The sequence below is a fragment of the Streptomyces hawaiiensis genome (assembly GCF_004803895.1).
GTDB classification, from domain to species: domain Bacteria; phylum Actinomycetota; class Actinomycetes; order Streptomycetales; family Streptomycetaceae; genus Streptomyces; species Streptomyces hawaiiensis.
The window spans coordinates 2,069,611-2,079,574 of record NZ_CP021978.1 but is presented as its reverse complement, the minus strand read 5'-3'; the positions used below and the strand labels follow the sequence as shown (position 1 = coordinate 2,079,574).

Genomic DNA, 9,964 nt, shown 5'->3' with positions numbered 1-9,964 from the left:
TCATTTCCCCCTCTTCAGCAACCGCGCACTCCTCAGCAGCCGCGCACCGGCGCACACCCCGAGCGCGAGCCAGGTGACCCGCCGCGAGAGCCGCACGGCCCGTTCGACGTCGTGCGTACCGACGGCACGTCCTTGCGTGTTCAGCACGGGCCGGTGCTCCATCCGCCCGCCGTACGAGAGCGTCCCGCCCAGCCGCACCCCGAGCGCCCCCGCGAACGAGGCCTCCACAGGCCCGGCGTTGGGACTCGGATGCTTCGCCGCGTCGTCCCGCCAGGCCCGCATGGCCCCCCGCGGATCCGGCCCGGCCAGGGCGGCGAGTACGGCGGTCAGCCGTGCTCCCGGCCACCCCGCGAGGTCGTCCAGGCGCGCGGAGGCCCACCCGTACCGGCGGTACCGGGCCGACTTGTGCCCGACCATGGCGTCCAGCGTGTTGACGGCCCGGAAACCCAGCAGCCCCGGCACCCCGCCGACGGCCCCCCACACCAGCGCCCCCACCACCGCGTCGGAGGTGTTCTCGGCGACGGACTCGACCACGGCCCGGGCCATACCGTCGGCGTCGAGGGCCTGCGGATCCCGCCCGCACAGATGCGGCAGCCGGGCCCGGGCCGCCTCGACGTCCCCGGCCTCCAGGGCACGCCCGATGGTCCGTGCCTCCCGGGCGAGTGAAGTCCCCCCGACGACACCCCAGGTGGCGGCTCCGGTCAGCGCGACGGAGGCGACGCCGGAGGTCCGCACGGCACGCGCGGCGACGGACCCGAGGGCGATTGTCCCTCCGGCACACACGGCGGTGTGCAGCGCGCCCCACCCGCGGTGGTCCCGCCACAACACCCGTTCCACGGCGCCCGCGGCCCGCCCGAACGCGGCGACCGGATGCCCTCGGCGAGGATCACCGAGCAGCAGGTCACCGATCAGACCGGCGGCGGCGCCGTACGCGAAGACGCGACCGGCACCCATGGGCTCAGCCGGCCGGAAAGGCAGGCAGGGGTGGGATGTTGAAACCGGATGGGCAGCCGCGCATGGCGATACGTGTCCTCACTCAGGGTGTCCACGCCCTGGTTCGACGAGACCGGCGGTGAGAGTTCCTGGCTCCCGGGGATTGCTACCCCGGTGACAGTGGCGGGACCGCGCCGGACTTTCACCGGCTTCCTCTCCTGCCGCCGTACTGGCCCCGGCAGTCCACCACGGCCGGGAACCGCCGTCAACTTGCCGTTGACCTGCGAGGGGAGAGTGTGCAGAACCCCACATCGTCCCCTTCCGTACACACGACGACCGGGCGGCACAGGACCGAAGTCCCGCGCCGCCCGGTGGACGATGTGCGGTCGGGCCGTCAGGCCACGATCAGGTAGATGCCGTACCCGACAGCCGCCGCGCACGCCGCGAAGCACGCGTACGCGCCGGTGACCGCGAGGCTCGCGGACCCGCCCTCCGCCACCGCACGCTCGCGGCGCGACAGGCCGGTGATGCCGAGGGTGAACAGGCCGACGAGGGCCACGGTGACCACGAGGCTGACACCGAAGACGGAGCCGAGGGCCGCCCAGTCGATCTTCATCTCAGAGACTCTTCCTTGTAACCGGGTGGCGGGGTCAGACCGTCGTGGTCGTGGTCGGCGTCCGTTCGACGGTGGCCTGGGCCGGGAACGACGGCACCGGCTCCTCCGCCGGCGTACCGGCCGGCGGCGGCGTCACGGCGGCCATCGCCGTGGTGACCACGCCCGCGGGCTCCGCCTCGTCGGTGTCGTTGACGTTGGTGTGGTCGACGATCTCACGCCGCGACAGCTTCCAGATCGCCGCGCTGGAGGCGATGAGGAAGACGGCCACCACAGCGGTGCCCCAGGCGCCGAAGCCGGTGACGTACTCGGCGAGAGCACCCACCAGGGCCGCCGCCGGCAGCGTCAGACCCCACGCGACGAACATCCGCGTCGCGGTCGACCAGCGGACGACGCCGCCCTTGCGGCCGAGCCCCGCGCCCATCACCGCGCCGGACACGGAGTGGGTGGTGGACAGGGAGAAACCGATGTGCGAGGAGGCCAGGATGACCGTGGCCGCGGAGGTCTGGGCGGCGAAGCCCTGCTGCGGCTGGAGGTCGGTCAGGCCCTTGCCCATGGTGCGGATGATGCGCCAGCCGCCCAGGTAGGTGCCGAGCGCGATCGCGACGCCCGCGGAGAGGATGACCCACATGGGCGGGTCGGAGTCGGGGGCGAGGGTGCCGCCGGCGATCAGGGCGAGGGTGATGATGCCCATGGTCTTCTGGGCGTCGTTGGTGCCGTGCGCCAGGGAGACCAGGCCCGCCGAGGCGATCTGGCCGGCCCGGTAGCCCTTCCGGGACGCCTTGCCGTCGGCCTTCTTGCCGAGGGAGTACGTCAGCCGCGTCGCCAGCATCGCCGCGAGGCCCGCGACCAGCGGGGCGGCGATCGCCGGGATCAGCACCTTGGTGACCAGCACGTCACCGTGGACCGCGCCGACGCCCGCCGAGGCGATCGTGGCACCGATCAGACCGCCCATGAGAGCGTGGGAGGAGCTGGACGGCAGGCCGACCAGCCAGGTCAGCAGGTTCCAGAGGATCGCGCCGACCAGGGCGGCGAAGATGACCTCAGGACGGATGCCGGCCTCGTCGACGAGGCCCTTGGAGATCGTGTTGGCGACTTCGACGGACAGGAAGGCGCCGACCAGGTTGAGGACCGCGGACATGGCCACCGCAACCTTGGGCTTCATGGCGCCCGTGGAAATGGTCGTGGCCATCGCATTCGCGGTGTCGTGGAAACCGTTCGTGAAATCGAACGCGAGTGCGGTTACCACCACAATCGCGAGGATCAGCGAGAAGCTTTCCATTTACCCAGGCAATCGTTCGAGGTCGTTGGCTGTATGAACGTAGGCAACCTGAGTGAACGGAAGATGAACTGAGAGGGGCGCAGGGGTGACCGCAACGGGGGGTCGCGGCGACGCCCCGGAGCGGCGGCCCGGCGCCCCGGTGGCTAGGTGCCTCGCGCGAACCGTTTCAGCTGATCGAGCGACCCGTTGAAGAGATTCTGGTCACCCGGGAAGGTCCCGCTGCCGTTGTCGTGCTGCCAGAAGGTCCAGGAGGACCAGCCGGCCGGCAGCGTCCCGGGGCCCGACGTGTCGTAGCGGGCGATCCACAGGGCATGACCGGCGGCGAGGACGCCGCTGTCGCCCGTGCACGTGCTCCACCGGTGGGCGGTCGTGTAGATCACCGGGCGGCGGCCGGTGAGCCGCTCGACCTCGTCGCTGAACGCCTTGATCCAGCCGACCATCCCCGTCTTCGTCAGGCCGTAGCACTTGTGCTTCTTGTCGTACGGGTTGTATTCGATGTCGAGCGCGGGCGGCAGCGTCCAGCCGTCCGCGGTCCAGCTGCCGCCGTTGCGCGCGAAGTACGCCGCCTGCGCCTGACCGGAGGACCGGTTCGGCAGGGCGAAGTGGTACGCGCCGCGCACCAGGCCCGCCGCGCGCGAGCCGTTGTACTGCTGCCCGAAGTAGGGGTTGCGGTAGGCGGTGGACTCGGTCGCCTTGACGTAGACGAACCGGGCGCCCTTGCTCTTCGCGTCCTGCCAGTCGACGTTCCTCTGATGGGACGAGACGTCGTGCCCCTTCGGGCGGCCCGCCGCCGAGGCCGGAACTCCGGCGAGCGCGGTCCCGGCCAGGGCGAGTGCCGCCGCGGATGCCGCCAGTAAGCGGCCGCGGCGGCGGGTCGGTGTGCGGTCACGGGCCATGTGGTTCCCCCCGGAAGGGCGACATGCACGGCAAATCCACCAGATAGTATGGGAAGATCGTTGAATGACCGGAGATCTCCGGTCACGAGAAGTGCCCCCTCCGCGCGGCGCGTTGCCATCCTGCCTGGCAGGATCGCGGCATGGCTGAGCAGCGGGGCGACGAGCGGGGCACGGGGGACGCACGGAAGGGCGAACGGGGCGCGGGGGAGCCGCGGCGCCGGAGTGCGCGCCCCGAGGAGGCGCGCGCCTGGGAGGACCTCGTCGCGACGGCCCGCCGGACGGTCTCGGACGGACTCGTCGTCGGCACGTCCGGCAACGTCTCGGTGCGCGTCGGGGAAACCGTCCTGGTCACGCCGTCGGGCGTCCCCTACGACCGGCTGACCCCGGACGACGTGACCGGCGTCGGCCTCGACGGCCGGCAGGTCCTCGGCACCCTCGTCCCGACCAGCGAGCTGCCGATGCACCTCGCGGTCTACCGCACGACCGGCGCCCTGGCCGTCGTCCACACCCACGCCGTGCACGCGACGGCCGTCTCGACGCTCGTGAGCGAGCTCCCGCTGATCCACTACATGGCCGCGGCGCTCGGCGGACCCGTCCGGGTCGCACCGTACGCCACGTACGGTACCGACGAGTTGGCCGAGAACATGCTCCGCGCCCTCGCCGACCGCTCCGGCTGCCTCCTGCAGAACCACGGCACCGTCACCTACGGCACCACCCTCGCCCAGGCCTACGACCGCACCGCCCAGCTGGAGTGGATGTGCCGCCTGTGGCTGACCGCCGCCTCGGTGCCCGGCCTCACCCCGAGCCTGCTGTCCGGGGAGCAGCTGACCGAGGTGGAGGAACGCCTGCGCGGCTACGGCCAGCGAGGCTGAGTGCCGTCCGCACGGCACCCGCGGGCATCACCCCGCCGCTCCCGCCCACTGGTCGCCCACGGAATCCGCCAGGACACTGAAGCCGTGCGCATTGTCAAAGCGACGGCCGCTGCCGTCACCGCCGTGCTCGGGGCCGGTGCCGCCGCGGTGGCCGCCGGCCGGCTCGCCAGCGACGCCGCGCTCAAGGCGCCCCCAGGCAGGCCCCTGCCCACCGAGCCCCGTCTCACCGTGCACGGCACGGCTGCCGGGCAGATCAGCCTCACCCGGGACCTCGCCGCCCTGCGCCCCGGCCGCTACGGCCTGTCCGGCGACGGCTCCCACGCGGTCGTCGGCCCCGTCCTGACCGGCGCCCCGCACCCCGCCGACACCGTCGTGCGCCGTCTGGAGAGCGTCACGCACGGCACGCTGAAGTCCGGTGACAAGGTCTGGCTCACGCCGAACGTATACGTCGGCAACCCGAGCGCCGCCCTCGGGATCGAACACGCCGACGTCGACGTCCCCGGTGAACTCGGCGCCCTGCCCGCGTGGTTCGTGCCGGGCAAGCGGGACACCTGGGTGATCGCCGTGCACGGCCTGGGCGCCACCCGGGAACTCGCCATGAACGTCATGCCGTTCCTGCACCGCAACCACTTCCCGGTGCTCGCCCTCGCCTACCGCGGCGACCTGGGCGCACCCCGCCCGCCCGACGGCCTGAACCACCTCGGCGAGACCGAGTGGCGTGACCTCGACGCGGCCATCCGCTACGCCGTGCGCTACGGAGCCCGGCAGGTCGTCCTGCACGGCTGGTCCACCGGCGCCACCATGGCCCTGCGCGCCGCCGAGCGCTCGGGGCTGCGCGACCGCGTCTCCGGGCTCGTCCTGGACTCACCGGTGCTCGCCTGGGAGACCACCCTGCGCGCCCTCGCCTCGGCCCGCCGCACCCCGGGCGCGCTGCTGCCCCTCGCGGTCCGCGCCGCCCAGGGACGCACCGGCCTGTCCGGCGACCGCGTCGCGGGCCCGGCCCCGTCCGACGGGCTGCGCGTCCCGGCGCTGGTCTTCCACGGCCCGGACGACACCGTCGCCCCATGGCAGCTCTCCCGCCGGCTCGCCGACGCCCGCCCCGACGCGGTCACCCTGCGCACCGTCGGCAACGCTCCCCACGGAGCCATGTGGAACGCCGACCCGAAGGCCTACGAGGAAGCGCTCCGGCGCTTCCTGACGCCCCTCATGTGACCCCCTGCCCGCACACCCGTCGATGCGGCCTGCCGTGCCGGCTTCTCACGCACCCCCCGTTCACGCCGCCTTCGCCCCGTCGCGACCGCGTCCCGTCGCGCCCCGCACCGACCGGTCGCCACGATTCCGTTTAGCGGCGTACCACTGGCCTGTTCCCGGCCCTCGACCGCTCACGGGAACCGGTGCGTTGGCCATCCCCGTCGCCCGCCGTGACATTCCGTTTGGGTTTTCGGACCGTCAACCGGAAGACTGCCCCCGTGACGTCCCGTATCCCGCGCGACTCCAGGCTTCGACTCGTCCGCCCGCGACCCCTGGCCGCCGCCCCCCCAGCGATGAACCAGCGGCGCTCGCGCCGCCCCGCACCCCGCCCCCCGGAGGGCACCCCGGCACCGGCGGAGCTGGCCAGAAGCGCACGCTCAGGTCTCGCCGACGCGGCCCGCGTCGCCCGCTGGGCCGACGCCGCGCTCGGCCCCGGCCGCGACAGCGCCACCGACGGCGGCAAGGCCACCCTCTCCGACGCGACGGCCGAACGGGCCGCCCGCGATCTGGGTCTGACCGCGGCTCAGGTCAGGGCCGACTGGGACACCGCCCGCCTCGCCGGCCTCGTCGAGGTGCACGGCGACAGCGCCCGCCCCGGCTGGCGGCTGCGCGCCTGGGACCGCGACGACAGCGCCGTGCTGCGCGGCTGGGTCGCGCTCTTCGACGCCTGGTCGCTCGCCCATCCGGAGCCCGCGGAGCACGAGCCCGCCGCCGTCGCCGAGGTCGTCTCCGCCATGCCGCAGGCGCTGTCCTTCCTCCAGCTGTCCGCCGGGCCCGTCCCCGTGGAGCAGCTCCTCGACCTCCTGGAGCAGCGCGTCACCGAGCTGCGCACCGCCCGCTGTGAGATCCCCTACGGCCCCCGGCCCGAGCCGCCGGTCGAACCGGAACCCACCGACGCCCCGCTCGCCCCCCTGCTCGACTGGGCTCTGCGTGCCCTCGCCTCCGTCGGCGCCCTCACCTACGGCGACGGCCATGCCACCCTCACCCCGCTCGGCAGCTGGGCGGTCTGGGTCAAGCTGGAGCAGATCTGCGTCGCCGCGCAGAGCCCCGCCGGGAACATCGAGCAGGCCGCCGACGGCATGCTCCGCGGCTGCGCCCAGCTGCGCCCGAACGCGGCCCGCGCCGAGTACCGCGCCTGGCTCGCCGCCCGCCCCGTCGGCAGCGCCGTCACCGAACTCCTCGGCGCCGCCCGCGGCGAGGACGCCCTGCTGCGCGGCCTCGCCTTCGAGGCGCTGCGCGTGGTCGGCGCCCCCGCCGAGCCGGACGTCCGCGGCGTGCTGGACGAGCCCACGCTCCGGCCGTACGCGCTGCTGTGGCTGGCCGAGCACGACGGCGCCGACCCCGAGGACGCCCACGAGGTCCTCACCCGCGAGGAGGCGACCTGGCTGTGGGTGGACACCGCGGCCGCCGTCGCCGACCACGGTGAGGCGCCGCTGCTGGTGCGCCATCTGGAGTCCGCGGTGCAGCCGACCATCCCGATGCTGCTGGACGAGGTACGCGCCGTGGGGCACCCGCGCACCGTGCAGGTCCTGGTCGCCCTCGCCGCCGCACACCCCGACCCGGCCCTGGCCAAGGCCGTGCGCCGGGCCGCCTTCCAGGTGCACACCGGCGGCAGCTAGCCCCCGCGGCCCGCCCCGCGGGTCGTCAGCCCGCTATCTCGGGCGCGTACGTCCCGAAGCTCCACACGTTGCCCTCGAGGTCCCGGGCCATGTAGTCCCGCGAGCCGTAGTCCTGGTCCGTCGGGGGCATCAGCACCTCCACTCCGTGGTCCACGGCGCGGCGGTGGTGCCCGTCGACGTCGTCCACCACCACGTACACCCCCGTGGTGCCCGCGTTCTTCATGGCCGCGTCGAACAGGCCGCCCCGGCCCTTGGTGCCGACCATCACCGCGCCGTTGCCCTGCGCCAGCTCGGCGTGCATCACCGAGCCGTCCTCGCCCTCGTACACCGACAGCTCCGTGAAACCGAAGGCCTCCGTGAGCTGCCGGATCGCCGCCTTCGCGTCCGTGTACAGCAGCGTCGGGTAGATGCTCGGACGTCCGCCGGACGTGCCTGCCATGGCGATCACTTCCTCGTGTCTCACTGCGTGTCCCACCGCTGGGAAAGCCGGAGTCCGGCCCGCTGCTCAGTCTTCCACCGGCCACTGACAACGGCCCTTCGTCCGGCCGCCGGTGATCGAACACCCGCACACAGAAAAAGTGGTTGCACGTCCCCGTTAGACTGTCCTCATGGCCATTCTCCTCGCGCATTAGACGGCGGGAACGTCCTCAGCCGTCCATCCCGCCCCCGTATCCGCCCTGGAGTCTGTCCGTGATCTCCGCCTCCGGTATCGAGCTGCGCGCCGGTGCCCGCGTCCTCATCGAAAACGCCTCGTTCCGCATCGCCAAGGGCGACCGCATCGGCCTGGTCGGCCGTAACGGCGCGGGGAAGACCACCCTCACCAAATGCCTGGCGGGCGAGGGCATGCCCGCCGGCGGCACCATCACCCGCTCCGGCGAGGTCGGCTACCTCCCGCAGGACCCCCGCACCGGCGACCTCGACATCCTCGCCCGCGACCGCATCCTGTCCGCGCGCGGCCTGGACGTGCTGATCCGCAAGATGCGCGACAACGAACAGCGCATCGCCAACGGCCAGGGCGCCACCCGCGAGAAGGCGCTCAAGCAGTACGAGCGCCAGGAGACGGAGTTCCTCACCAAGGGCGGGTACTCCGCCGAGGCCGAGGCCGCCACCATCGCCGCCGCGCTCAACCTGCCCGACCGGGTGCTCGGCCAGCCGCTGCACACCCTCTCCGGCGGTCAGCGCCGCCGTATCGAGCTGGCCCGCATCCTGTTCTCCGACGCGGACACCCTGCTCCTCGACGAGCCCACGAACCACCTCGACGCCGACTCGATCGTCTGGCTCCGCGACTACCTGAAGACCTACCGCGGCGGCTTCATCGTGATCTCCCACGACGTCGACCTGGTCGAGACGGTCGTCAACAAGGTGTTCTACCTGGACGCCAACCGCGCCCAGATCGACATCTACAACATGGGCTGGAGGCTCTACCAGCAGCAGCGCGAGGCCGACGAGAAGCGCCGCAAGCGCGAGCGGCAGAACGCCGAGAAGAAGGCCTCCGCGCTGCATTCGCAGGCCGACAAGATGCGGGCCAAGGCCACCAAGACCGTCGCCGCGCAGAACATGGCCCGCCGGGCGGACAAGCTGCTGGCCGGCCTGGAGGCCGAGCGGAAGTCCGACAAGGTCGCCAAGCTGCGCTTCCCCGAGCCCTCCCCGTGCGGCAAGACCCCGCTCATGGCCGAGGGCCTGTCGAAGTCCTACGGATCGCTGGAGATCTTCACCGACGTCGACCTGGCCATCGACAAGGGCTCGCGGGTCGTCATCCTCGGTCTCAACGGCGCGGGCAAGACGACCCTGCTCCGCCTGCTCGGCGGGGCGGAGGAGCCCGACACCGGCAAGGTCATCGAGGGCCACGGCCTCAAGCTGGGCTACTACGCGCAGGAGCACGAGACCCTCGACCCGGAGCGCACGGTCCTGGAGAACATGCGCTCGGCCGCCCCCGACCTGGACCTGGTGGAGGTCCGCAAGACGCTCGGCTCGTTCCTGTTCTCCGGCGACGACGTCGACAAGCCGGCCGGGGTCCTCTCCGGCGGCGAGAAGACCCGCCTCGCCCTCGCCACCCTCGTGGTGTCCTCGGCGAACGTGCTGCTCCTCGACGAGCCGACCAACAACCTCGACCCCGCCAGCCGCGAGGAGATCCTCGGCGCGCTGCGCACCTACAAGGGCGCGGTCGTCCTCGTCACGCACGACGAGGGCGCGGTCGAGGCCCTCCAGCCGGAGCGGATCATCCTGCTGCCCGACGGTGTCGAGGACCTGTGGGGCGCCGACTACGCGGATCTCGTCGCCCTCGCTTGATCGAATGCGTGATCAACGGCGTATGGATCATTCGGCCTAGCGGTGATCCATCATCTGTGTGAGATCTCCTCGTACCGAGGTGTGTCCTACATCGATTTCGCGGCCGAGCCCCCGATTCTTCCGGGCTCGGCCGCGCCGCCTTTCTGACCTGGCCTTTTCCTCCATCATCCGTTCGGCCGTACGGACGCCAGTCTTCGGAATTTTGTATT

The 9,964-nt window shown here is 72.5% G+C and carries 9 protein-coding genes and 1 riboswitch; of the genes, 4 read left to right on the top strand and 5 right to left on the bottom strand.

Annotation, left to right across the window (positions count from 1 at the left end; all coding sequences use genetic code 11):
- The 4 genes from CEB94_RS09620 to CEB94_RS09605 form a co-directional block, all read right to left on the bottom strand.
- Positions 1-954: a cobalamin biosynthesis protein gene (locus CEB94_RS09620; protein WP_175431775.1), complete on the bottom strand. Its 954-nt coding sequence runs from the start codon at positions 952-954 to the stop codon at positions 1-3.
- Positions 955-1,054: 100 nt separating this feature from the next.
- Positions 1,055-1,212, bottom strand: a riboswitch (cobalamin riboswitch).
- Positions 1,213-1,327: 115 nt separating this feature from the next.
- Complete coding sequence (locus tag CEB94_RS09615; protein WP_175431774.1) at positions 1,328-1,549, bottom strand: hypothetical protein; 222 nt, start codon at positions 1,547-1,549, stop codon at positions 1,328-1,330.
- A 34-nt stretch (positions 1,550-1,583) separates the two neighbouring features.
- The gene (locus CEB94_RS09610; RefSeq protein ID WP_175431773.1) at positions 1,584-2,828 is read right to left on the bottom strand and encodes an inorganic phosphate transporter; all 1,245 of its coding nucleotides are present in this window, start codon (positions 2,826-2,828) and stop codon (positions 1,584-1,586) included.
- A gap of 143 nt (positions 2,829-2,971) precedes the next feature.
- Positions 2,972-3,724: a lysozyme gene (locus tag CEB94_RS09605; RefSeq protein WP_175431772.1), complete on the bottom strand. Its 753-nt coding sequence runs from the start codon at positions 3,722-3,724 to the stop codon at positions 2,972-2,974.
- A gap of 140 nt (positions 3,725-3,864) precedes the next feature.
- Between CEB94_RS09605 and CEB94_RS09600 the strand changes: the two genes are divergently transcribed.
- The 3 genes from CEB94_RS09600 to CEB94_RS09590 all read left to right on the top strand — a co-directional run bounded on the left by CEB94_RS09600 (position 3,865) and on the right by CEB94_RS09590 (position 7,466).
- Positions 3,865-4,596 carry a class II aldolase/adducin family protein gene (locus tag CEB94_RS09600; RefSeq protein ID WP_175431771.1) on the top strand — a complete coding sequence of 244 codons (732 nt, stop codon included), beginning with the start codon at positions 3,865-3,867 and terminating at the stop codon, positions 4,594-4,596.
- An 84-nt stretch (positions 4,597-4,680) separates the two neighbouring features.
- On the top strand, positions 4,681-5,808 hold the full coding sequence (locus tag CEB94_RS09595) for an alpha/beta hydrolase (RefSeq protein WP_175431770.1): 1,128 nt from the start codon (positions 4,681-4,683) through the stop codon (positions 5,806-5,808).
- Between the two features lie 257 nt (positions 5,809-6,065).
- Positions 6,066-7,466 (top strand): hypothetical protein, encoded by a 1,401-nt coding sequence (locus tag CEB94_RS09590; protein ID WP_175431769.1) that lies wholly within the window; start codon positions 6,066-6,068, stop codon positions 7,464-7,466.
- A gap of 25 nt (positions 7,467-7,491) precedes the next feature.
- On the opposite strand, the gene CEB94_RS09585 is transcribed toward CEB94_RS09590, so the two are convergent.
- Positions 7,492-7,905 (bottom strand): VOC family protein, encoded by a 414-nt coding sequence (locus CEB94_RS09585; RefSeq protein ID WP_175431768.1) that lies wholly within the window; start codon positions 7,903-7,905, stop codon positions 7,492-7,494.
- A 251-nt stretch (positions 7,906-8,156) separates the two neighbouring features.
- Here CEB94_RS09585 and CEB94_RS09580 point away from each other — a divergent pair, with 251 nt between their 5' ends.
- Positions 8,157-9,755 (top strand): ABC-F family ATP-binding cassette domain-containing protein, encoded by a 1,599-nt coding sequence (locus tag CEB94_RS09580; protein WP_175431767.1) that lies wholly within the window; start codon positions 8,157-8,159, stop codon positions 9,753-9,755.
- Positions 9,756-9,964: the final 209 nt, after the last annotated feature.